Genomic DNA, 24,486 nt, shown 5'->3' with positions numbered 1-24,486 from the left:
TCAGTGTTTATACGCTGTTAGTGTTTGTTGGTGCTGATGTTGTATCAACTGAGCTGTTGTCGAAAGCAGGTGTTATCGAAGCCATTGGGTGGACAATAAAAAAGAGGCCGAAGCCTCTTTTTACTCGTATTTTAGCGAGAACTTATCGCATCCAGCGTTAGTTGCCGTGGATCTCCATTAACTGCGTTGGATTGTGGCAAGTTGCACAAGCTTCGGCTGCACGAGTTTTCACGTCATCAGCACTCATACCATCTAAAATACCGCCATTGGCAGCGATATGATTTGCTCCTGAGTCGCTTAAGTATTTCTGGTGACAGCTTAGGCAGGCGCCTGCATCTGAAGACACCCAAATACCGGCTTGCTCTTTGGTCTCAAGGTTTGGATAGTTCCATACCCTGTCAGGTGCGCGCCCTAGTTGAATACCGATAACATCACTTCCTTGAAGGCTATGGCAAGTTAAGCAGTCAGTTTTGAGTACGGTACCAGATTGTACGCCTGCATACTTCAAGTAATGTCCGTCGGCTTCATGGGCCTTAAAGGCATAGCTTGTTGCCTTATCATAGTCGCCAGAACCTCTAACAGACTCTTTGGTTGGCTTATCAGATGTATGACAGGTCTGACAGTTATAACCGTTGTTGTAGTGGTAGTTTTCCTGATTGTGGCAGCTCTGACACTTTGCCGCATCAATAATCGAGCGGCGCATAGCGGCTTGCATTGTGTCATCGACACCTGTACCTGACCAAACAAATTGGTAAGGTGGTTGTTTAACGGCAATCGAGCGTGTCTTGTCTGAGCACTCTGTCATGTTGATCTCTGCAACCAAATAACCGCCATTGTTAAAACAAACCTCGACTGCAGACCATAACTCGAAGGTCTTGCCATCGGCATCGGTTGGCATATCGAAGGTTGTGCCAATAATAGTGAATGTCTTGGTCGCGGCATCATAGGTACCGTCTGATAGCTTGAATCGACGTTGACTGTATGAGGCGTCGCTATATGCAGGGAAGTCTTTGTTAGTGTCCCAAGCTACAACGACACGGGTGCCAGTTTCGATAAACTCAGAAGCAACAGCTGCGCCACTACTATCTTGAATTTGAACATCAAACTTAAGTTTGCCGCTAGCATCTAAACCTATATTGCTAAAGGCGACGCCCATTGCTTCGGCATCAACAAACGCTTTGAGTACATCGCCATGACGTTTCTCTGCACTGCCTGTTCCAGGGTAGGTATCGGTTGAGTTATGACAGGATACACAATTGGTGCTGCTGTGAGTTTGAGATGGCTTCTCTGTATGACAACTGACACAAGCTGTGTTGCTTAAATCTGCTTCAAACAGGTCAGCATTAGCGGGGGCACCTTCACCTTCAACGTGACAAGAGGCACAGTTGGCAGCGGGTTTTTGCGGGAACATCACCTTGCCATAATCGTGTACGCTACCGCCGTAACCGACAATTTTATAGGGTGCGGGTACCATGCCCTCGGCAGTGCTGGTTTCTCTATCTTGACCTTTGTGAATAGCATGGATCATATAGGTGAAATCGACACTGTTGCCGCTTTCAGGATCGCCAGAAGTTGAGGTATGGCAGCTCGCACAGTTCGCTAGCGCAATACGTCGACCGCCATGAAGCTCAAGGCTCTCAGGCTGGTGACAGGTATAACAGGTTTCGATAGTCACAACATTACGGGTTTGAATGTCGGTTGTTGCACCAGTAGAGGGCTGCCAGTCGTAATGTGCATTTGCCGTTACCTGAGGTAGTTTTAGCTCTAATGTTGCTCTATGGGTATTATCCTCACCGTAGACAATGGTCAGTGGCTCAGTGACATTGGCGATGTTTTGTTGGAAGGTGTAGCTATAACTACCATCACTATTATCGACTAAGCAGTCATCACAATTACTCGCAGCCTCAACATTTGCTTGAAATTGTGGGGAAGGGTTTAGGTCGCTGGTGTCATCTGGTAGGGGACCGGGCTCTTTTAGCACATTAATATAAGCCTGCCACTGATAGCCTCTATTGTATTCAACTTCATCGATGGTTTCGCTTACTTTGGCAAGCTGAGCAATACCAAAGCGCAAGTCATCGTCTTTATCTAGACCAAGCACGGCTACACCGTTAGCATTTTCTAGATTGAAGTTTACGGTAACTGTACCATCTGTTACCGAGGCTTCGGTAAATAGCGCCTGGACGCTAGAGGTAGAATCAATATTAACGCCAACGACACCATCTTTACCGTCAACGCCATCATCGCCATCGCTACAGCCAAAAAGAAGAGCCGATGCGGTGAGCGCAATTAAACTTAGTTTTAAGTGTTTAATTTTTATATCCATAATTTTGCGTTCCATTGTTTTTGTCACTAGTTTTTGTCGCTAATTGTTTACGTCACAAATCGTTTCTCATCACAAATTGTCGTAGGCCTAAAATGGTCTATTTAGGCCTACTCGTTGTATTATTGTATTGGGTGAACTTTTAACACATCGACCGTAGCGCCTTGTCCATGACAGGTTGCACAGCTTTCGGTGCCGGCAGTGGCATCGGCCTCAGAACCTTTAAACACGCCGCCTTGCTGGGTCATATGCGCCTTTGCGGTGTCACTTAAGTGACAGTCACTACAAATAGCCGATGTTGCACTGGTAAATGTGCCATCACTAAAGGCGAGAGGTTGCACGGCTTTATTAAGAGGCAAGGCTGCCGTTAATACACCTGCCGCATCAGTCGTGTGGCATTGGGCGCAATTACCAATATTGCCGGGGTAGTTAATGTTAGGGTAACTCTCACGAGAGCCTGCATGTAGCGTATGAGCGAGATGTTTATAATCTGCCGTTGACGCTCCTGGGTTTGTTGCAGTCGCATCGGCCACCATATTGCGGTTATGACAAACCTGACACTGCTGTTCTAGATCGTTACGAGAACCATGATAGTTCAGCTGTTGATCACCATGACAACTACCACAGGTCTCATTGGTCACTACCACTCTACGGCCAAGTTCTGTTACCGCTGTGGCACTAAAGAACTGGTGGCTCGACTTGATGGTTGTGCTTGAGTCGGTGTTGGCGCAGTCGGCGAGCATAGTTTGATCGCTACAAAGCTTACCCTGAAGGGCGAGCGTGCCTTTATCTGTTGCAGGATCTGCACTGAGAGTAAGACCTGAAATTTGATAATGGTAAACGCCATTACTACCCGATATTGGCGTAGCATCTTGGAGTTTTATTGATTTAGCACTTCGTGTTGTGTAATCGATGCTTATGCCCCAGTTAGCATAAACACGCAGATCACTAATAAAGCTAAGCTTATCGGCGCTGTCGACGTAGACTTCATTCGTTGCCGGATTTGATAACCTTATTGCGAAGTTAACAGCATCGCCATTAAGCTCAGCACTAACGACTTCAGCCTTGAACTGCCCAAGTACAGTATCGGTTGCTTCTTGACTGTGCGCGCTTATGGTCCAGTCTGAGTTATGACAGGCGACACAGTTGCTGTTATCGACTTGAGTTGGGTGGCCTTGGCCTGCGGGGAAGTCGATATTGGTATGACAACTACCACAGGCTTCCATCGTCGGTACGCGAGCCCAATTCATATTTTGTGCTAGTTCTTCATCGGGAGCGTGGCAGGTTTGGCAGTCAGCCAGTGATACCGGAAACCCGGTTAAGTGCTTCGTGTGCACCATAGGGGCAAATACGTTGCCGGGGTTGCTAACTTTGGCGAGGTTGTGACAAGTCACACAGGCTTGTACTTCGTTGTACTTTCCTTTGCCAACAGGGCCATGAAAAGATAAGTCATCATGACAAGTGTTACAACTCTGCATGTCGAGAATATCTCGTGTGTAAGCGGGTTTACTGCCTTCATCTTGCCAGTCTAAGTATTGATTGGTGATAGGCAGCGCTGTGCCGTCGGGTAAACTGTCACCACCTACTTTTATCACCACACGTTGTGTCGCACCATCAATAAAAGCAATATCATTCATGCCATCAAATGGACCGCTAAATGTGTAGCTGTATTTACCATTCTTATGATCGATAAACTCGCCGTCACAACTGCTAGAGCAAGACTCTGCGGTAAAGTATTGCCACTGACTGGCATTACCTGCATTGGTATAGCCTTGGGGCAGAAGCTGTGCCGCGATATAGGTGGCCGATGGAATGCCGACAACGGGTTCATCGACCTCATTGGTAACGCGGTAATTAATCGTTGCTACACCTGAATCGAATAACACTTCATTTACCGTGATATCTAAGCTGTTGATTTCGCTTGCTGGTGGGCCTCCAGGTTCACCTGGGTTGCCAGGATTTCCATCGTCGCCACCACAGCCTGCTAATACGGCTATTAGCATTAGTGGAATGCTTTTTATTGCGAGTGATTGAGTGACTCGTTTCATATTAATGTCCTTGAATTCCTTTTAATTGACATGGCTTTTGTTAGTAGCTCATGGCTATTACTGGTCGCTCATGGCTGTCATTGACAGCTTAAGTGTTAGCAGCTTATGGCTAACACTGTTCGCTTATGGCTACAGCTGATAACTGAACGTTAGGCCAACGTAGTGAGCGTTATAATCATGGCTAAGATCGCCAAAAATTAACACGTTCGGTATTGAATCAACTGTCAGCCCTTGGTTTAGCCAGTCTGAATCTTTGTAGTACTCAAATATCCAATCAAAACGTAATGCCATTTGCTCGCCTAGTTGATAGGTAGCGAATGCATTAATATTATGTTTATCAGCAAAATAATCGCCGTAAGGGGAGGTCAGCCCTTGGGTTATTTCTGTATCACTCTGACCATCTGAGTAGCTGTAATCTAATCCTAGATCGAGCTTTTTATCTAACAGGTGTATATAGTCGAACCCTGCGCCAACGAGCGTGGACTTTTCATCGGTATTGGCATACCAATTTGGAAGGCTAAAGTTACTGCTGCCGGCTTGGTCGCTATCGCGCCAATCTTGATTGAGGTAGGCATTAATACTGAGTTGGTCGCTGAACATATAGTTAGCTGAAATGTCATAACCTTGAGTATCGACTTTAGTGAGTCCCACCAAGGTGTCGTCGTAGTCGTCATGGCTTGTACGGATATTGGCACTAGCCGAGAGAGCGGATGTAGGGCTATAGCTAACACTGAGTTGATACTCTTGGCGCTCTCTGTCTGCTAGGTACGACTTTCTTAAGTAAGGATTACTTGGATTATTAGTGGTGCTAACAGGATTGTAAGCGCTGCCTGTTCTGTCGCTGAAGTCGGCTTTGAACCAGGCTGACCAAGAAGAGGATATGTTGTAGCTTAATCTGGCGAAGAGACTATTTTGTTGTAACGAATCCCTGTCCAAATCGCTGAAGTCGTTGTGGTCATACTGATAACCCGAGTCTAGATAGATAGCGCGTGAAAAGCGGTATTTTGCGCCTAACTTTGCTTGTTGCTTAGTCCGATCGTACTCGGGGTTTATTGCCGTACCGGCATAATAGCTATCTGTGATGACTTGAGGGTAGGGGTTGCGTGCGGTCTTATTATCTCTATCTGAATAGTCATAGCTGGCTCTAACACTGAGGCTACGAATAACTCGCCCGGTATATTTGAGCTTCATATCGGTAGTATCGACTCTACCATCGAGGTTTGTAACGGGTAATGCAGGGCTTGGTCCGTTAATCGTGGCGGGGAGGAAGGCTTCGTCTTGGGTGAAGCTTGCTAGCCCCATATGCACTAATATTTGCTGACCATTACCACTAAGTTGAGCGTTAGCGCCAATACGGTAAGCTTTGTTGTCTGGTGAAACTGCACTTTGGCCTGTATAGGCTGCTCCAAAGGTTGGAGAAAATGCATTTTGCCAGGTTAAGCTGTTATGGTCGTTCTTGTACTGGCTAAAACTCGAGTCGATACCCGCGAGCCAACCTTTACCGTTAAAGTAAATTTTAGCACCGAACTCATCGGTAGTGTCATCAATAGCCTCTGCAAGCATGGCACTGTTGGTGAGAAAGTTACCAGAAAAGACTCGTTTACCTTCACGTTTTTCATGCTGGTAGTTAATATCAGCCTGATAAAATGTTCCTTTATATTGCGCATCCAATAAGAACCGGTCCCTTTGGCTCTTTAATTCAACATAGTTAATATCATCAAATAAACTTGGCATTTGTGAGGTGACGGCTCCAGTTTGCCAGTTGGCTGGCAAGTAAAGGTCATCACCACTATTAAGGTAAGGCGTTAGGGCGGCATTGGTGTCATAATTTGCTAGGCCTCGGTAGCCTAACGCAATTTGATAATGACCAGGCACACCGGTTTCTACTTTGGCGCTGCCAGTATCATAACCGAGCTTGTTGGCAGTAAAGCTTGTCTCATAGCCAGATTCAGACTTATTAATTAGATCAGCTTCTAGGTGACCAACTGCACCATCGGTATCGGTTCCTGTTGTATTGCCGAAATGTATATCTGACGCATCATTATAAGCGGCTCCTATGCCGATGCTGCCTTCAAAACCCGACTCGCTAGTACAACGCTTACATTGCCACTTAGTGGTATCTGCTTTAGCTCTGTTGGCGTTTTGCAGTCCGTATCCGTCGGCGAATACTGGAGATATACTGGCACTGATTGCCAGCGCTAGTACTGAGAGCTGCTGTCCTGTGCTGATATTTTTGTTTATTCCAAACATAACGGCCACTCCTTGTTAGCGCTGTAATAACTTGCCAGATGGATGATTAGAGCCATGAACCTGCGAATGGCAGTTCATACAACTTTGCCCAGCGTTAAAGGCGTTTGGTTGACCGCCAAAGACCGCATTCGATGTATGGCCAACCGATGCGTGACATTGCTGGCAAAGCATAGGGGGCTTACTGTTTAACATAGCTTCGTTCACACTACCGTGTGGATTGTGGCAAGTCGCACAGTTATCAGTCACGGGCGCGTGCTCCCAGAGCTTGGGTCCGCGCTTTTCGGCATGACAGGAATAGCAGTTTTCATTCACGCTCATCTGTTTGAGATTAGCATCAGATAAACTGCCATGGGGATTGTGGCAATCGGTGCATACCATCTGTTGCCACTTTAATGGGTGAGGTGAGCGTTTATTGATATCGGCTTTTTGCTGAGTGTGGCAGCTCGTGCACACTTCAACTTCGGTACTTCTATCGGCGATAGGGTCGTACCCTGTATGAACTTGGTGACAGTCTGCACAGCTCACATCAGCATTATCATGGTGGTTACCTTGCCAAGCCATGCGTTGGTCATCATTATGGCAACTCATGCAAACGCTGTTTTGTTTGGCGGCAGGAACAGGGGAGTTTGAACCGAAAGTGATCATCGGCTCTTTACCGCCACGATTGTGTTTGCCCATGGGACCGTGGCAAGCTTCACATTGAAGGTCGGCCATGGGAGAGCCTTGAACCTCGCTACCATGTACTCCGTCAAATAATGCCATCACCTTGGGGCTTTTGCGGTGACACATTAAACAAGAGTCGGCACCTTTTGAAGAGTATTGCCCCTCTGCAAACTTTTTGTCGAGTACAGCTTCAACCTCTTGTGGATCTTTATCTTGCCAGGGCGTTGCGAAAGCATTAACACTGCAAATTAGCAACGTTAACGATAACAGGCGCACAAGTTTGCCTGTGAACCATCCAATGTTCATGTTCATCATCTCATTCCCATTCACTTTAAAAAGCGATATTTTTTACTACTTGTACATTAGTAGTTTTGTAAATTACTAATGTGTAATGATAGAGCATTTTTGTGACAAACCCATAACATTTGTGGGGTGTTAATTTTTAAATGTGTCTGGTTTTTATACTGCAAATCAATTAAGTGTGATCTGTGTCAAGTTTACACTTTTAAAGATGTTCGGCTTTGATAATGAAAATGATAGGTGTTTGCGTTTGAGGTGGCAGTTGTGAGGTCAATTTATCTTTAGAGAAGCATTTATTAGTTGAGATATTTATCACATAATGGTGAACACAATTGAAAATTATTATCGTTTACAGTTCTAAATGTTGATCTAGGTAAAGTTATTCGTTGTTCGCCTGCTTTAGAATCAACGTTAATTTCAAAGAGAGTCGAGGCCTGTAAATAGGTGGAATGCAGAATGAAGCTAAGTGAATTAAGTCCGGGCGATATCGCCAGAATTTCTCAAGTGGGTCATATAGACCTACCTGCCGTAGTAAAGCGCAAACTACTTTCTATGGGGATCACCCCAAATACTCGATTCTCCTTGATCCGTAGGGCACCAATGGGCTCGGGTGTTGAATTGGATATCCGCGGCAGTAAGTTATGCATGCGTCGCGATTTAGCAGATATTATTGAGGTTGAAAAAGCGAATGGATAAACAATTTAACTGCGTAACAGTGGGTAACCCTAATGCGGGCAAATCAACACTGTTTAATGCATTAACCGGATCTAATCAGCAGGTTGGTAACTGGTCAGGCGTAACCGTAGAGAAAAAAACAGGCCAATTTGCACTGCAAGGTTCAGACGTTTTCTTAACCGATCTTCCGGGTATATATGATCTTCTTCCTGCAGGTAATAGCTGTGACTGTTCTTTAGACGAGCAAATTGCCCAGCAGTATCTAGCCGATCAACCTATTGACGGTATTATTAACTTAGTTGATGCGACCAATATCGAGCGCCACTTATATCTAACGGTACAGCTTCGTGAGTTGGGCATTCCAATGGTGGTTGTGCTTAATAAGATTGACGCAGCAGTTGAACGCGGTATTCATATCGATATCGCCAAGATGACTGAAGAGTTAGGCTGTCCTGTTGTTGCCGTGTGTTCACGTGAACCTAAAGATATCGAAAAAGTTAAGCTGCAGTTTGTTGCGCTACTCGATGGCAAGGTCTCTGAAGCGCCACTGGTGCTAGATTATGATGAAGAGATTGAATCAGCTGTATCGAATCTATTGTCTCAAGATCCAGAGTTAAGCCGTGGCCGAGCCTTGGCAATGCTTGCAAATGGCTTAGGCTGTGGTAAATGTAAAAACAGTCAAATGGCGAGCGAAGTCGAGCTGTACTCTCAAGCGCTATCTAGCCAAGGCAAAGATATTGAGATCATGATTGCGACAACGCGTTTTAACTACGTTGAGCAAGTCTTTACTGGCTCAGTGCAGAGCGACGGTGCCGAGACCTTCACCGATAAACTCGATAAGTTGGTGTTGCACCCGATTTTTGGGATCCCTGTTTTCCTATTCGTGATGTATTTGATGTTCATGTTTAGTATTAATGTGGGCAGTTCATTTATTGATTTCTTCGATATTACCGCCGGTGCTATTTTTGTAGACCATCTAGGCGCATTTATGTCTAGTCTAGGTTCTCCGACTTGGTTAGTGACCATTATTGCTGGTGGCGTGGGTCAAGGTATTCAAACAGTTGCAACCTTTATTCCTGTTATTGCTGCGCTATTCCTAGCACTGTCGGTGCTTGAAGGCTCTGGCTACATGGCGCGAGCAGCGTTTGTGGTTGATGGCTTAATGCGCCGAATTGGTCTTCCAGGTCGTGCATTTGTGCCTATGATTGTCGGTTTTGGATGTTCAGTACCGGCGATTATGGCAACCCGTACTTTAGGCAGTGAGCGCGAGCGTATCGTTACTGGTATGATGGCGCCGTTTATGTCTTGTGGTGCAAGATTACCTGTTTACGCACTGTTTGCGGCAGCGTTCTTCCCAGAGTCGGGGCAGAATCTAGTGTTCTTGCTTTATATAATAGGTATTTTTGCCGCTATCGGTACAGGCTTACTGTTACGTTCGACTCTACTTCCTGGTTCTAGCAGCGCAGTGGTGATGGAGCTACCAAGTTACGAGAAACCAAAGTTCAAGACGGTAATGGCTCGTACAGGTAAGCGTACCAAGAGCTTTATTATGGGGGCGGGTAAGACCATTGTGATAGTGGTGACTTTACTTAACTTTGTAAATGCAATCGGTATTGATGGTACGTTTGGTCATGAAGATAGCTCCGAATCAGTATTGAGTGTTGCCAGTCAAAAAGTAACACCACTGTTTGCACCTATGGGTGTAGAGCAAGATAACTGGCCTGCAACAGTAGGTATTATTACGGGTATTTTTGCGAAAGAAGCAGTAGTTGGTACTTTGAATAGTCTTTATTCAGACGCTGGCGCAGGTGATGAAGCATTAGCACCAATTAGCGACACCTTTGGTGAAGCGCTAGCGACAATTCCTGAGAACTTGTTTGGTATTTCTCCTGATGACCCACTGTCTATTTCAGTCGGTGATGTATCATCGGTAGAGGCTGCATCAGAAGAACTAGAAGTTGATACTTCAACCTTTGGCGCGCTACAAGCTGGTTTCGCAGGGGTGACTGCTGCATTTGCTTACTTACTGTTTATTTTACTATACACCCCTTGTGTGGCCGCTATTGGCGCATTGGTGAATGAGTTTGGTAGCCGCTGGGCAACATTTGCAGGGCTTTGGACATTTGGTTTAGCTTACGGTGTTGCCACGGTATTCTACCAAGGTGCAACGTTTGCACAGCACCCATTGCAATCAAGCTTATGGATTGGCTTCTTCGCAATAGCCTTAGTTGTGTTCTACCTCTGGCTTAAGAAGAAGGGTAAGAAAACCCAGACCATTATCCCAGGCATTAAAGTGATTACTGAATAACGCGAATAGCGTATACTGTTATCAAATAATAAAAAGCAGCGATGATTCGCTGCTTTTTGCGCTATAAATATAGCCATTAGAGAGGTTTTTAAACCTCAGTCGTTGATCCTTTACAAAATCTGTAGGATTATGCATTTTTAGTCTTTAATCATCGTTCGCAAAGAGGAATTCCATGAGTCATGTGGACACTGAAGTACGTCCTAGTAACTTCATACGTAACATCATAGATGAAGATCTAGCTACTGGTAAGCACACGAGTGTACAAACTCGTTTCCCGCCGGAGCCAAACGGCTTTCTTCATATCGGCCACGCTAAGTCTATCTGCCTAAACTTTGGTATTGCAAAGGACTACAAAGGTCAATGTAACTTACGTTTTGATGATACCAATCCTGAAAAAGAAGATATCGATTACGTTAATTCTATTCAGGCTGATGTGCAGTGGCTCGGTTTTCAGTGGGATGGTGATATTCGTTATTCATCAAACTATTTTGACCAATTACACCAGTACGCAGTTGAGTTAATCACTAAAGGCTTAGCTTATGTGTGCTTCTTAAATGGTGAAGAGACTCGCGAATATCGCGGTACGCTTAAAGAGCCAGGTAAGAACAGCCCATACCGTGACACTTCGGTCGAAGAGAACCTCGCATTATTTGAAAAAATGCGCTTAGGCGAGTTCAAAGAAGGTGAATGTTCACTTCGCGCTAAGATTGATATGGCATCACCATTTATGTGTATGCGTGATCCTATCATCTACCGTATTCGTTTTGCTCATCACCATCAGACAGGTGACAAGTGGTGCATTTACCCAATGTACGACTTTACTCACTGTATTTCTGATGCGATTGAAAATATTACCCATTCTTTATGTACGCTTGAGTTCCAAGACAACCGTAGACTGTATGACTGGGTACTCGATCATCTTGATGATTTCCAAGCGCCAAACAGAACACGTCAGTACGAGTTTTCAAGACTGAATCTTGAATACACCTTGATGTCAAAGCGTAAGCTTAATGACTTAGTTGTCCGTAACCTAGTAACGGGTTGGGACGATGCGCGTATGCCTACGATTGCGGGTTACCGTCGCCGCGGCTATACACCAGCGTCTATTCGTGAATTCTGTAAGCGCATAGGTGTGACTAAGCAAGACAACATGGTTGAAGTTGCCATGCTTGATGCTTGTATTCGCGAAGAGCTAAATGAATTCGCGCCACGCGCAATGGCAGTGATTAACCCTGTTAAAGTGGTTATCGAAAACTATCCTGAAGGGCAAGTTGAGATCATCAACGCTGCAAATCATCCTAACAAGGAAGAGATGGGCAAGCGTGAATTGTCTTTTGGTCGTGAACTATTTATTGATGCTGACGATTTCCGTGAAGAAGCAAATAAGAAGTACAAGCGTCTAGTTCAAGGTAAAGAAGTGCGTTTGCGTAATGCTTACGTGATCCAAGCCGAGCGCTGTGAAAAAGATGCTGATGGTAATATCACTACTATTTTCTGTACTTATGATGATGAAACTTTGGGTAAAAACCCAAGTGACGGTCGTAAAGTGAAAGGTGTTATTCATTGGGTTGAGGCGAGTACTGCAAAGCCTGCAGAGTTCCGTTTGTATGAAAGATTATTCAACGATCCAAATCCAGCAGCTGCAGAGTCAGTTGACGAAGTGCTAAACCCGCACTCGCTAACAACTAAGTACGGCCTAGTTGAAGCAAGCCTGATGAATGCTGAAGCTGAAAAAGCCTATCAGTTTGAGCGTGAAGGCTACTTCTGCGCAGATAGCAAAGACTCAAGCAAAGATAGCTTAGTGTTTAACTTAACTGTGCCACTAAGAGATTCTTTCGAGTAAATCTTATTGAAGTACACGTTAAAACTAAAAAAGCCGACGAAAGTCGGCTTTTTTGTTACCCAAATCTAAGTTAGTTTCTGAGTTTATTTCTGAGCTAGTCAGAATAGGGCCTTAAGCTTATTGGTACATAGGACCGAAGCCGATACTCCAAAGAATGACACTTGAACCCATAAGCCCGACAAGCAACACTAAGCCAGCGGTCACAACAGAGCTTGCGTAAATAAAGCCTTTCTCCTCGGGGATGTTCATAATAATAGGTACACCGGTATAGAGTAGGTAAACTGAGTAGGCAAGGCCTGCAAGCCCGACAACCATCATAAACCAGAGTGTCGGATAAAGCGCCGCTAGACCCACCATAAACAGAGGTGTTGCGGTATAGGCTGCAAGTTCTAGTGCTTGGGTGTAGCTAGGTTTTGCATCGAATGTTTTTGCCATCCAAAAAGCGAGGTAGGCGAGGGCAAATACACCCGCGATTAAGCCTAAATACATGCCGCCAGACATGATCATGGCACTCTGCGCCGTTAAGAACTGACGATCACCAACGCCTAAGTCCCAGCCAATTTGTGACGTCCCGATGAAGGAACAGATAGCGGGAATAAGCGCGACAATGATGATGTGACTCAAACTGCTGCGCAATGCTTCGTGGTTTCTCTCAATTGTTTGCCACTCTTCTTTCGGATGAGTGTATAGCCCCATTAAGTGATTCAATATCATTATAGTTATCCTCGTTTAGCATTTAACTTCTATATTAAATTTGGCTCGCCAAACTACAGACGAACTGGTTACAGCTCTGTGTTTATTTATTGAGTAAAAACTGCTAGGAGTCAAGCCAATCTATTTAAGCATAGGTGTTAAGCTAAGGTTGTGCAGGGAATTGCTGGTAAAATAATGAGCTCGGAGCAGTACTTATCGCTCGAAGTGATTTTGAACAGGGCACGGATCTCATCGCTAAGGTGAGCCGCTTAATTAAAGAGGAGTTTAAGTTTCATGGCGGCGCGCCGAGCTTAACTGCGACAGTCAATTAAACTTGCCAAATCGCACTGTCTGCATAATTGCATAGTCAGCCACTTAGGCAGCTATTTTGTTAGTCATTAAGGGGATAAATACTCGAGAGGCAAGCAGTAAACTACTTGCCGAAAGGGAGTTCGATAAGCTCGATTTTGTCTTGGCTAACACTTAACATGCTGCCTTGCTCATACCAATCACCTACAACGATACGGCGCCTACCGTTAGCGAGTTGATGAATCGCAGGCCGGTGAGTATGACCATGGATCATTTGCTCGGTTTTCGTCGCATTAAGCAATTCAAGCACCGCATCAGGTTCTACATCCATAATGCTATAGCTTTTTTGCTGATTACTGCTCTGGCTTTTAGAACGCAGTTTTACAGCAATATCGAGTCGTTTCGATTTTGGTAAATGGGCATAAAGCCATTTAGCCCAACCCAAATTGCGAAACTTTCTAAAACGTTGGTAAGGCTTATCTAAGGTACAAAGGCTATCACCGTGCAAAATGACAGTAGGGATCCCATATAAATCTACAGTATAGATTTCAGGTAACAGTGTCATACCGCTACGTTTAGCAAAAGCATTACTGATTAAGAAATCTCGATTACCATGAATAAAGAAAATAGGCAGTTTTTGTGAGGCTTGGTATATCGCTTTAGCAAGTTGCTCAGCGAAAGGCTCTGCAATGTCGTCACCAACCCATACTTCGAAGAGATCGCCAAGGATGTATAACGCATCAGTGTCGTGAAGTTGAGTATCTAGAAACCTAAGAAAAGCTTGGGTGATATCGGGGCGATCGGTACTTAAGTGCAAATCGCCCACAAATAGAGTGCGCATCGAGGCAATATTACTCTTCGATGGTTACTTTTTCGATGATAACAGCTTCAAGAGGAACATCTTGATGCATGCCACGGTTACCAGTGCTAACCGCTTTAATCTTGTTTACTACGTCCATGCCTTCAACAACTTCACCAAATACACAGTAACCCCAGCCTTGAGCTGACTCAGACTTAAAGTCTAGGAAAGTGTTGTCGCCAACGTTGATGAAAAATTGTGCTGTCGCAGAATGTGGATCAGAAGTACGAGCCATAGCGATAGTACCGATTTTGTTCGATAAACCGTTATTTGCTTCGTTTTCAATTGACTCGTTAGGGCGTTTTTGACCCATATCTTCAGTAAAACCGCCGCCCTGAACCATAAAACCGTCGATTACACGATGGAAAACAGTACCATCGTAGAAACCTTCTTTAGCATAGTTTAAGAAGTTAGCGGCAGTATTTGGTGCTTTTTCGGTATTTAAAGCTAATTTGATATCGCCATGGTTTGTATGAAGTGTGATCATATTTAAAACTCTCATCATTTAGTACGCTGTCAATAATGGTGGATTCTAACGTAATTGCATAAATCCATAAAGCACTGAGTGGCTGCGTAATTGAATTATGTGCGAGATTGGAATCGAATGCGCCCCCAGAGCATTGCTGTAAAGCTTGTGAATAATCGGGATAAGCTCGCAAACTTGCTTAGTTGCACTATATCTGCTCATTTTTGCGGGCTTTGTGCACGAAAACAGCTTGGAACAGCGACTTTTGCAGTGGTAGACTGAACAACTTATTTCTAAATATAGCCGTTGAAGAGAATAATCAATGTTGAAGCTTTACAATAGTCTTACCCGCCAAAAAGAGCAGTTTGTGCCATTACAGCCAGGAAAGGTTGGCATGTATGTGTGTGGGGTGACCATCTATGACTTATGTCATATTGGCCATGGGCGTACATTTGTATCTTTCGACATGATTGTTAGATACCTAAGATACAGCGGATATGACGTTAATTTTCAACGTAATATTACCGACGTCGATGACAAAATTATCAAACGCGCAAATGAAAACAATGAGAGTTGTGATTCATTAACTGAGCGTTTAATTGCCGAAATGCACAAAGATTTCGATTCATTGAATATGGCACGTCCAGACAATGAACCTCGTGCCACACAGCATATTCCTGAAATCATTGATATGGTCGAAAGACTGATTGAACGTGATCATGCCTACGTTGCGTCAAGTGGTGATGTGCTGTTTAGCGTATCCTCATTCCCTGAGTATGGCCGTTTATCTGGGCAGAATCTTGAGCAGCTACAAGCCGGTGCGCGCGTGGAAGTTGAAGATACTAAGCGCGATCCAATGGACTTTGTACTTTGGAAGATGTCTAAGCCGGGCGAGCCGACTTGGGAGTCGCCTTGGGGACCGGGTCGTCCAGGTTGGCATATCGAATGTTCAGCAATGAACAGCAAGCACTTAGGTAACCATTTCGATATCCATGGTGGCGGCAGCGATCTGCAGTTCCCACACCATGAAAATGAGATCGCTCAGTCATGCTGCGCCCACGATACGCCATATGTAAACTACTGGATGCATACGGGTATGGTGATGATTGATAAAGAGAAGATGTCAAAGTCTTTAAATAACTTCTTTACCATTCGCGATGTATTAGCTCATTACGACGCCGCGACAGTACGTTACTTCCTGTTATCGGGTCATTACCGTAGCCAGCTTAACTACTCTGAAGATAACTTAAAGCAAGCTAAGGCTGCACTAGAGCGTATTTACACCGCGCTTAAAGACTTAGACTTAAGCGTTGAAGCGGCGCCTGCCCAAGAGTTTGTGGCTAAGTTTAAGACGGCGATGGATGATGACTTCAATACGCCTGAAGCTTATTCGGTATTGTTTGATATGGTGCGTGAGATCAACCGACTAAAAGCAACTGATATGGCTAAAGCGTCAGCTTTAGGTGTCGCGCTTAAAGAACTCGCCGATGTGCTAGGTATTTTGGGTCAAGACGTTGATACCTTCTTTAAAGGTGAAGGCAGTGACGATGAAGTGGCTGAAATTGAAGCCTTAATCGTTGAACGTAACCGTGCTCGTGCTGAAAAAGACTGGCCTGCCGCTGACGTTGCACGCGATGGCTTAAATGCTTTGGGTGTGATTTTAGAAGATGGTCCAGAAGGCACCACTTGGCGTAAGAAGTAATTCTTAGCAATAAGTCATACTGACATTATGTTCCAGACACAAAAAAGCCTGCTTATGCAGGCTTTTTTGTGTCTGGAACACTTATGCCACACCCCATGGATGGAAAGGTGTGGTATCGCTTTTTCACTAGCTAGGTCTGGAACATTTGTACCACACCCCATCGACAGAACGATGGGGGAGTATGGTTGAGCAGTGTTTCCGTCTCGGCTCTTTCCTGCTTTTCCTAGCACCTTCTGTTAAACCTAGAACCTTCTATTAATCGTGATACTGCTCGCAGGCATACAGGGTGTTTTCAAGCAGGCTTGCGATAGTCATAGGGCCAACACCACCTGGTACAGGTGTAATAAAGCTTGCATGCTGGGCTGCGTCGTCAAACTGTACATCACCCACAAGCTGGCCGCCCTCTAAGCGGTTAATGCCAACGTCGATAACGATTGCGCCAGGTTTGATCCAGTCTCCAGGAATAAAGCCAGGCTTACCCACAGCAACAACCAGTAGATCGGCTTGGCGCACTTTATCTTCAAGATTGCGCGTAAAGCGGTGACAGATTGTGGTGGTGCAACCCGTTAGTAACAGTTCAAGCGCCATGGGACGACCGACAATATTTGAAGCGCCAATCACAACGGCATCTAACCCGAAAGTATCAACACCAGTAGACTTTATAAGAGTCATAATCCCCATAGGCGTACAGGCACGCAGTACTGGGATCCGCTGAGCAAGACGGCCGACGTTATAGGGATGAAAGCCATCTACGTCTTTGTCTGGGCGAATACGCTCAATCACTTTAGATTCTTCAATATGCTCTGGAAGCGGTAGTTGAACCAAGATCCCGTCTATGCTTGGATCTTCGTTACACTCATCAATGAGTGATAATAGGGCTTCTTCTGATGTGCTGCTGTCTAGATCATATGAGCGGGATATAAAACCGACTTCCTCACAGGCTCTGCGTTTGCTGCCGACGTAAACTTGTGATGCAGGATCTGCTCCAACAAGAATTACGGCTAAACCTGGGGCTCTTTGACCAGCCTCTTTACGGGCGGTTACTTTATCTTTGAGCTGTGTTCGAATGGTTTGGGCTATCGCTTTACCATCGATGATTTGGGCTGTCATTGGGGTTGGTGTCCTTTATACGGCGCGATAATGGAAAACGACGATATTTTAACAGGACAGACCAAAGGTGTCATTGATTTAGACTGCTAACAAACAATTCTAATATACGGATAATAACTTCCTGTAATGTAACAATGAGTCAGTAAATAACGAGGTGCAGTAGTTATTTTAGCCGCATTGGTTAAAGCGACACCCTTTAGTGTGTAAAGTAGCCATCTGGTCGTGTTTTTTAAAAAAGTCATTGACGACTTTTAGGTATGGGGCTACTATGCGCTCCGTTCTCAACGAGCAGCAAGTTGTTGTCTTTGAGGGCCAGAAACAGTAAAGGGTGTCCCAGCGTGAAAACGTACTTTACAATAGGTTTCAAATTTCGGTGATTAGCGCAGCCCGGTAGCGCATCTGGTTTGGGACCAGAGGGTCAGAGGTTCGAATCCTCTATCACCGACCACATTTAAACTAACGTGTAACGTTAGTTGCCCAGTTCAGGAAATGAATTTATTTTCATTACCGAGCGCCCGTAGCTCAGTTGGATAGAGCACCCGCCTTCTAAGCGGGTGGCCGCAGGTTCGAATCCTGCCGGGCGTACCATTTTTGTGGTGATTGTAGCTCAGTTGGTAGAGTCCCGGATTGTGATTCCGGTTGTCGTGGGTTCGAACCCCATCAGTCACCCCACTCATTCTGTAAAGAAGTTAAAAAAGCGACCCTAGGTCGCTTTTTTTACGCCTGTAAATCACGCTTTGAGGCTCGACTCTGGCGCATTCCATAGCTATAATGTCGCGTCTTGATAATTATCAACTAAAAGATACCTGTGCCGATCTTCAGTATTTATGGGCATTTGGGTGAAATTTACGGATCAAGAAACGAATACCTGAATAGTTGATTTTTCGACTATTGCAAAGGACGATAGACATATTTTTCGAGGTAAAAAAATGCAAGTTTCTGTTGAAACCACACAAGGCTTAGAGCGTCGCCTAACAATTTCTGTACCTGCTGAGCAGATCGAGAACACTGTTAAAGAAGCATTGAAAAGCGAAGCTAAGCGTGCCCGTATCCCAGGTTTCCGTCCAGGAAAAGTACCTGTAAGCGTTATTAATAAGCGTTATGGTAATGCAATTCGTCAAGATATCACTGGTGAAGTGATGCAGCGTAACTTCATTGAAGCAATCATTGCTGAGAAGTTAAACCCTGCTGGCGCACCTACTTTTACTCCTGGTTCAACTGAAGGCGAAAACTTTGAGTTTGTTGCTACTTTTGAAATCTATCCAGAAGTTGAGCTAAAAGGTCTTGAGTCAATCACTGTTGAGCAGCCTACAGCTGAAGTAACAGAAGCTGACGTTGATTCTATGATTGAAACGCTACGTAACCAGCATGCTACTTTTGAAGTAGCTGAGCGCGCAGCGGCTGAAGGCGACAAAGCTAAAATTAACTTTGTTGGCTCAATCGACGGTGAAGAGTTTGAAGGCGGCAAAGCTGACGATTTCGAACTACAACTAGGCAGCGGCCGTATGATCCCAGGTTTCGAGTCTGGTGTTGAAGGTCACAAAGCGGGTGAAGAGTTCAATATCGAAGTGACTTTCCCTGAAGATTACCACGCAGAAAACTTGAAGGGTAAAGTAGCAACTTTCGCTATTACTCTGAACGAAGTTCAAGCGGCTAACCTTCCAGAAGTTAACGACGAGTTTGCTACACTATTCGGTATTACTGAAGGTGGCATCGACGCACTACGCGGCGAAATCAGCAAGAACATGAGCCGTGAACTTGAACAAGCGCTTAAAGCGAATGTTAAAGAGCAAGTACTTAATGGTCTAGTTGAGCAAAACGACATCGAATTGCCTGCAGCACTAATCGACGGTGAAGTTGAAGTATTGCGTAAGCAAGCTATGCAACGTTTCGGCGACCAAGCTGCAAACATGCCTGAGCTACCAGCTGATCTATTCACTGAGCAAGCTGCACGTCGCGTTAAAGTAGGTCTACTACTTGGCGAAGTGATCAAGGCAAACGAGCTAAAAGCTGAAGACGAACGTGTTCAAGCTTTGATCGCTTCTATGGCTTCTGCATATGAAGATCCAAGTGAAGTTGTAGCATACTACAATGGTAACGAAGAACTTATGCAGAATATGCGCAACGTTGCTCTAGAAGAGCAAGCGGTTGAAGCTTTGTTAAAAACTGCAACTTTGACTGAAAAAGCAGTCAACTTTGAAGAATTTATGAACAAGGCTACAGGTCGCGCGTAACCATCGCTTGACTTAAATGGCTATTAGCCATTTATAATGGCTCGTATGAGGTTCCTCATGCGGGCCATTTTTATTTAGGGAAGTTTAATCATGCACAAAGCGCCAGAATCAGTACTTAACGCACTCGTTCCTATGGTTGTCGAACAGACGGCTAAAGGTGAACGTTCATATGATATTTATTCTCGCCTGTTAAAAGAGCGAGTGATCTTTCTCGTTGGCCAAGTTGAAGAACATATGGCTAACCTTATCGTTGCTCAGTTACTGTTTTTGGAATCAGAGAGCCCAGATAAGGATATCTACCTATACATCAACTCACCAGGCGGCAGCGTAACTGCAGGTATGGCAATTTATGACACTATGCAGTTCATTAAGCCTAATGTGAGTACCGTGTGTATTGGTCAAGCGGCGAGCATGGGCGCATTTTTATTGGCAGGCGGTGCAGAAGGCAAACGCCATTGCTTACCAAACTCAAGAGTGATGATCCATCAGCCATTAGGTGGTTTCCAAGGTCAAGCGTCAGATATCGCTATTCATGCTCAAGAGATCTTGGGTATTAAGAATAAACTTAATACTATGCTTGCAGAGCACACAGGCCAGCCTCTTGAAGTGATCGAACGTGATACAGACCGTGATAACTTCATGAGCGCGACAGAAGCCGCTGAATACGGATTAGTCGATTCAGTGATAGCAAAACGAAGCTGATTTTTACTTCGCTCTGAGCTATGCTCAAATAAGAAGTAACGAAAAGATTTAGGCAGTGAAAATACTGCAAATAGAGGTAAAGTAATGGGTGAAGACAAAGGTAACGGTGACGGCGGAAAACTGCTGTACTGCTCTTTTTGTGGCAAGAGCCAGCATGAGGTAAGAAAACTCATTGCAGGGCCTTCTGTATATGTTTGCGATGAGTGTGTTGAACTCTGCAATGACATCATTAGAGAAGAAATTAAAGAGATTTCACCAAAGCAAGATCAAGACAAGTTGCCGACCCCTCATGAGCTAAGAGCTCATTTGGATGATTATGTAATTGGTCAAGATAAAGCTAAAAAAGTACTTGCTGTTGCAGTGTATAACCACTACAAGCGCCTTAGAAATGCTACCCCTAAAGATGGCGTAGAACTGGGTAAGAGTAACATCTTGCTAATTGGCCCAACGGGTAGTGGTAAAACCTTACTAGCAGAAACACTTGCACGTGTCCTTGACGTGCCATTTACGATGGCCGATGCAACCACGCTAACTGAGGCGGGTTACGTAGGTGAAGATGTTGAGAACATCATTCAAAAGCTACTGCAAAAGTGCGACTACGATGTAGAAAAAGCCCAGCGCGGTATCGTGTATATCGATGAGATTGATAAAATCAGTCGTAAGTCTGATAATCCATCGATTACTCGTGACGTATCGGGTGAGGGTGTGCAGCAAGCACTGCTTAAGCTAATTGAAGGCACTATTGCAGCTGTACCGCCACAAGGTGGTCGTAAGCACCCACAGCAAGAGTTCTTACAAGTCGATACTTCTAAGATCTTGTTCATCTGTGGTGGTGCATTCGCAGGCCTTGAAAAGGTCATTGAGCAGCGTGCTCATGTTGGTACCGGTATTGGTTTTGGTGCTGAAGTAAAAGGTGAAGCAGATAAGAAGTCTATCTCTGATACGCTTTTACAAGTTGAGCCTGAAGATTTAGTTAAGTTCGGTCTTATTCCTGAATTTATCGGTCGTCTGCCTGTACTTGCGACACTGTCAGAGCTTGACGATGAAGCCTTGATTCAAATTCTGTCTGAGCCAAAAAATGCGATTACTAAACAGTTTGCCGCATTATTTGAGATGGAAAATGTAGAGCTTGAGTTTAGAGACGATGCATTAAAGGCGATTGCTCTTAAAGCACAAACTCGTAAGACGGGGGCTCGTGGTCTTCGTTCTATTGTTGAAGGGATCCTACTTGATATCATGTATGATCTGCCATCGACAGATGATGTCGCTAAAGTGGTTATCGATGAGTCTGTGGTTAAAGGTGAGTCAAGTCCTATCTTGATCTACGCTAATAGCGAAGCACAAACCGCATCGGCAGAATAAAATCTCGTCTACACTCATGAGTGAATTATAAAGGAGCCTATTTGGCTCCTTTTTTGTACACTTATTTAATTAATTGTTTTTCGGCATTGAATCCTATCTAATCACCCCAATATACTCATAAGTAATCATAAAAAACGGAATCGAGCTATGACCCTAGAGCGTGATGCGCGAATCGAACTACCCGTACTACCACTAAGAGATGTGGTGGTTTATCCCCACATGGTAATTCCGTTATTCGTCGGTCGAGAGAAATCAATTCGTTGCTTAGAGAAAGCAATGGAGCAAGGTAAACAAATCATTTTAGTCGCCCAGCGTGATGCTGAGTTAGACGACCCAACAAGTGATGATATTTTTGATGTCGGTACAGTCGCATCGATATTACAGCTACTTAAGTTGCCAGATGGCACGGTAAAGGTATTAGTTGAAGGCGGACAGCGTGCTCGCATCGATAACTATTCAGAGCAAGAAGAGATCTTCCAAGCTACTGCCCACTATCTTGAATCTGAGCCATTGTCAGAGAAAGAAGAGGAAGTCCTTGTTCGTTCTGCTGTTGGACAATTTGAAGGCTATATCAAGCTTAATAAGAAGATCCCACCAGAGGTCTTGACCTCGCTATCGGGTATTGACGAAGCTGCAAGACTTGCCGACACTATGGCCGCGCATATGCCACTTAAGCTAGAAGACAAACAGTCTGTGCTTGAGATGGTCAATGTTAGCGAGCGTATCGAATATTTGATGGCGATGATGGAATCGGAGATTGACCTACTTCAGGTTGAGAAGCGTATTCGTAGCCGTGTTAAAAAGCAGATGGAGAAGAGTCAGCGCGAGTACTATTTGAATGAGCAAATGAAAGCGATTCAAAAAGAGCTGGGTGATATTGACGAATCTCACGATGAATTTGAAAGCTTAGCGAAAAAGATTGAAGAGGCGCAGATGCCTACTGAGGCGAAAGAAAAAGCCTCTGCTGAGTTAAATAAGCTAAAAATGATGTCACCTATGTCCGCTGAAGCGACCGTGGTGAGAAGTTATGTTGAATGGATGGTGTCAGTGCCTTGGCACAAGCGCTCGAAAATCAAGCGTGACTTAGCTAAAGCACAAGATGTCTTAGATACCGACCACTTTGGTCTTGAAAAAGTCAAAGAACGCATTTTAGAGTATCTAGCGGTACAAAGCCGAGTTAAACAGCTTAAAGGTCCGATTCTGTGTTTAGTTGGACCACCAGGTGTGGGTAAAACCTCACTGGGTCAGTCAATTGCAAAAGCAACGGGTCGTAAGTATGTGCGTGTTGCGTTAGGCGGCGTGCGTGATGAAGCGGAGATCCGTGGTCACCGTCGTACTTATATTGGTTCTATGCCAGGTAAAGTCATTCAAAAAATGTCTAAAGTGGGCGTTAAAAACCCACTGTTCTTGCTCGATGAAATCGACAAGATGAGTAGTGATATGCGTGGCGACCCGGCTTCAGCCCTGCTTGAGGTGTTAGACCCTGAGCAAAACTCAGCGTTTAGCGATCACTACATGGAAGTCGATTATGACTTGTCTGATGTGATGTTCGTGGCAACGTCAAACTCGATGAATATTCCAGGTCCTCTATTAGACCGTATGGAAGTGATCCGTTTATCGGGTTACACCGAAGATGAGAAGCTTAATATCGCAAAGCAGCATCTGCTGCCGAAGCAGATTGAGCGCAATGGTTTAAAAGCCAAAGAAGTGACGGTTGATGATAGTGCCATTATCGGTATTATTCGTTACTACACTCGTGAAGCGGGCGTACGTGCACTTGAGCGTGAGCTATCAAAAATCTGTCGTAAAGTGGTTAAACAAATTCTGCTTGATAAGAGTATTAAGCATGTTGAAGTTAACCAAGACAACCTTAAGTCATTCCTAGGCGTACAACGCTGTGACTACGGTAAAGCTGAGTCTAATAACCAGATTGGTCAAGTTACCGGTTTGGCGTGGACCGAAGTGGGTGGCGATCTGCTTACCATCGAAGCCACCTCAGTGCCTGGTAAGGGTAAGCTGACGTATACCGGCTCACTTGGCGATGTGATGCAAGAATCGATTCAAGCGGCAATGACGGTTGTGCGTGCTCGTGCAGAGCAATTGGGTATTAACCCCGACTTTTACGAGAAGCGTGATATTCACGTCCACGTACCAGAGGGCGCGACACCGAAAGATGGTCCATCAGCAGGTGCGGCTATGTGTACTGCGCTAGTATCTAGCCTAACGGGCAACCCTGTTCGTGCTGACGTGGCAATGACAGGTGAAATAACCCTTCGTGGTGAAGTATTACCGATTGGTGGATTGAAAGAAAAACTATTGGCCGCACATCGTGGCGGTACGAAAGTTGTTCTAATTCCAAAGGAAAATGAACGTGATTTGGAAGAAATTCCACAAAATGTCATTGCCGATCTAAAGATTTATCCCGTGAAATGGGTCGATGAAGTACTTAAGTTGGCGCTAGAGCGACCAGTTGAAGGCTTCGAAGTAGTAGAAAACGTGGACTAACGCAATAAATTGTAGGATTGCTTTAAAAAAACAGTAAAAAGGGGCTTACCTAAGTATCAAGCTGTGGTAGCCTAAGTCTGTGGAGAGTCAGTCGCTCCAGCCCTTGGAGTGACTGGTTTTGAGTAGTATCCTAA

The 24,486-nt window shown here is 44.8% G+C and carries 16 protein-coding genes and 3 tRNA genes; 11 read left to right on the top strand and 8 right to left on the bottom strand.

What is annotated here, in order from left to right:
- Nucleotides 1-157: 157 nt before the first annotated feature.
- The 4 genes from SHAL_RS14425 to SHAL_RS14410 all read right to left on the bottom strand — a co-directional run bounded on the left by SHAL_RS14425 (nucleotide 158) and on the right by SHAL_RS14410 (nucleotide 7,596).
- Complete coding sequence (locus SHAL_RS14425) at nucleotides 158-2,341, bottom strand: OmcA/MtrC family decaheme c-type cytochrome (RefSeq protein WP_012277862.1); 2,184 nt, start codon at nucleotides 2,339-2,341, stop codon at nucleotides 158-160.
- Nucleotides 2,342-2,445: 104 nt separating this feature from the next.
- Nucleotides 2,446-4,371 carry an OmcA/MtrC family decaheme c-type cytochrome gene (locus SHAL_RS14420; RefSeq protein ID WP_012277861.1) on the bottom strand — a complete coding sequence of 642 codons (1,926 nt, stop codon included), beginning with the start codon at nucleotides 4,369-4,371 and terminating at the stop codon, nucleotides 2,446-2,448.
- A 129-nt stretch (nucleotides 4,372-4,500) separates the two neighbouring features.
- Complete coding sequence (locus SHAL_RS14415; RefSeq protein ID WP_012277860.1) at nucleotides 4,501-6,621, bottom strand: MtrB/PioB family decaheme-associated outer membrane protein; 2,121 nt, start codon at nucleotides 6,619-6,621, stop codon at nucleotides 4,501-4,503.
- 15 nt (nucleotides 6,622-6,636) lie between these two features.
- Nucleotides 6,637-7,596 (bottom strand): DmsE family decaheme c-type cytochrome, encoded by a 960-nt coding sequence (locus SHAL_RS14410; RefSeq protein WP_041416025.1) that lies wholly within the window; start codon nucleotides 7,594-7,596, stop codon nucleotides 6,637-6,639.
- A gap of 444 nt (nucleotides 7,597-8,040) precedes the next feature.
- On the opposite strand from SHAL_RS14410, the gene SHAL_RS14405 reads away from it, so the two are divergent.
- The 3 genes from SHAL_RS14405 (at nucleotide 8,041) to glnS (ending at nucleotide 12,410) form a co-directional block, all read left to right on the top strand.
- The gene (locus SHAL_RS14405; RefSeq protein ID WP_012277858.1) at nucleotides 8,041-8,280 is read left to right on the top strand and encodes a FeoA family protein; all 240 of its coding nucleotides are present in this window, start codon (nucleotides 8,041-8,043) and stop codon (nucleotides 8,278-8,280) included.
- The gene (feoB, locus tag SHAL_RS14400; RefSeq protein ID WP_012277857.1) at nucleotides 8,273-10,567 is read left to right on the top strand and encodes a Fe(2+) transporter permease subunit FeoB; all 2,295 of its coding nucleotides are present in this window, start codon (nucleotides 8,273-8,275) and stop codon (nucleotides 10,565-10,567) included. Before SHAL_RS14405 ends, feoB begins: the two co-directional genes overlap by 8 nt.
- Before the next feature lie 172 nt (nucleotides 10,568-10,739).
- Nucleotides 10,740-12,410, top strand: a complete 1,671-nt coding sequence (gene glnS / locus SHAL_RS14395) for a glutamine--tRNA ligase (RefSeq protein WP_012277856.1) — start codon at nucleotides 10,740-10,742, stop codon at nucleotides 12,408-12,410.
- A gap of 117 nt (nucleotides 12,411-12,527) precedes the next feature.
- On the opposite strand, the gene SHAL_RS14390 is transcribed toward glnS, so the two are convergent.
- The 3 genes from SHAL_RS14390 to SHAL_RS14380 all read right to left on the bottom strand — a co-directional run bounded on the left by SHAL_RS14390 (nucleotide 12,528) and on the right by SHAL_RS14380 (nucleotide 14,758).
- Nucleotides 12,528-13,124, bottom strand: a complete 597-nt coding sequence (locus SHAL_RS14390; RefSeq protein ID WP_012277855.1) for a Yip1 family protein — start codon at nucleotides 13,122-13,124, stop codon at nucleotides 12,528-12,530.
- Between the two features lie 412 nt (nucleotides 13,125-13,536).
- Nucleotides 13,537-14,253: a UDP-2,3-diacylglucosamine diphosphatase gene (locus SHAL_RS14385; protein ID WP_012277854.1), complete on the bottom strand. Its 717-nt coding sequence runs from the start codon at nucleotides 14,251-14,253 to the stop codon at nucleotides 13,537-13,539.
- 10 nt (nucleotides 14,254-14,263) lie between these two features.
- A complete protein-coding gene (locus tag SHAL_RS14380) occupies nucleotides 14,264-14,758 on the bottom strand; it encodes a peptidylprolyl isomerase (protein ID WP_041416455.1) in 495 nt (164 codons plus the stop codon).
- A gap of 301 nt (nucleotides 14,759-15,059) precedes the next feature.
- Between SHAL_RS14380 and cysS the strand changes: the two genes are divergently transcribed.
- Entirely contained in the window at nucleotides 15,060-16,439 is a 1,380-nt protein-coding gene (cysS, locus tag SHAL_RS14375; protein ID WP_012277852.1) for a cysteine--tRNA ligase, read from the top strand.
- A 255-nt stretch (nucleotides 16,440-16,694) separates the two neighbouring features.
- Here the strand turns inward: cysS and folD are convergent, their stop codons facing one another.
- On the bottom strand, nucleotides 16,695-17,549 hold the full coding sequence (gene folD, locus SHAL_RS14370) for a bifunctional methylenetetrahydrofolate dehydrogenase/methenyltetrahydrofolate cyclohydrolase FolD (protein ID WP_012277851.1): 855 nt from the start codon (nucleotides 17,547-17,549) through the stop codon (nucleotides 16,695-16,697).
- A gap of 371 nt (nucleotides 17,550-17,920) precedes the next feature.
- Here folD and SHAL_RS14365 point away from each other — a divergent pair.
- From SHAL_RS14365 to lon, 7 genes are all read left to right on the top strand, one after another.
- Nucleotides 17,921-17,997 (top strand) — tRNA-Pro (locus SHAL_RS14365).
- A gap of 63 nt (nucleotides 17,998-18,060) precedes the next feature.
- Nucleotides 18,061-18,137: transfer RNA gene (locus tag SHAL_RS14360), tRNA-Arg, on the top strand.
- Between the two features lie 8 nt (nucleotides 18,138-18,145).
- Nucleotides 18,146-18,221, top strand: a tRNA-His gene (locus SHAL_RS14355).
- 257 nt (nucleotides 18,222-18,478) lie between these two features.
- On the top strand, nucleotides 18,479-19,783 hold the full coding sequence (gene tig, locus SHAL_RS14350; protein ID WP_012277850.1) for a trigger factor: 1,305 nt from the start codon (nucleotides 18,479-18,481) through the stop codon (nucleotides 19,781-19,783).
- A 90-nt stretch (nucleotides 19,784-19,873) separates the two neighbouring features.
- Nucleotides 19,874-20,485: an ATP-dependent Clp endopeptidase proteolytic subunit ClpP gene (clpP, locus tag SHAL_RS14345; RefSeq protein ID WP_012277849.1), complete on the top strand. Its 612-nt coding sequence runs from the start codon at nucleotides 19,874-19,876 to the stop codon at nucleotides 20,483-20,485.
- Nucleotides 20,486-20,569: 84 nt separating this feature from the next.
- Nucleotides 20,570-21,847, top strand: a complete 1,278-nt coding sequence (gene clpX, locus SHAL_RS14340; RefSeq protein WP_012277848.1) for an ATP-dependent protease ATP-binding subunit ClpX — start codon at nucleotides 20,570-20,572, stop codon at nucleotides 21,845-21,847.
- Between the two features lie 147 nt (nucleotides 21,848-21,994).
- Entirely contained in the window at nucleotides 21,995-24,352 is a 2,358-nt protein-coding gene (gene lon / locus SHAL_RS14335; protein WP_012277847.1) for an endopeptidase La, read from the top strand.
- Nucleotides 24,353-24,486 lie beyond the last annotated feature (134 nt).

The sequence above is a fragment of the Shewanella halifaxensis HAW-EB4 genome (assembly GCF_000019185.1).
In the GTDB taxonomy this organism is placed as follows: domain Bacteria; phylum Pseudomonadota; class Gammaproteobacteria; order Enterobacterales; family Shewanellaceae; genus Shewanella; species Shewanella halifaxensis.
The sequence above is the reverse complement of the archived record's forward strand: the minus strand, read 5'-3'. Positions and strand labels throughout refer to the sequence as shown.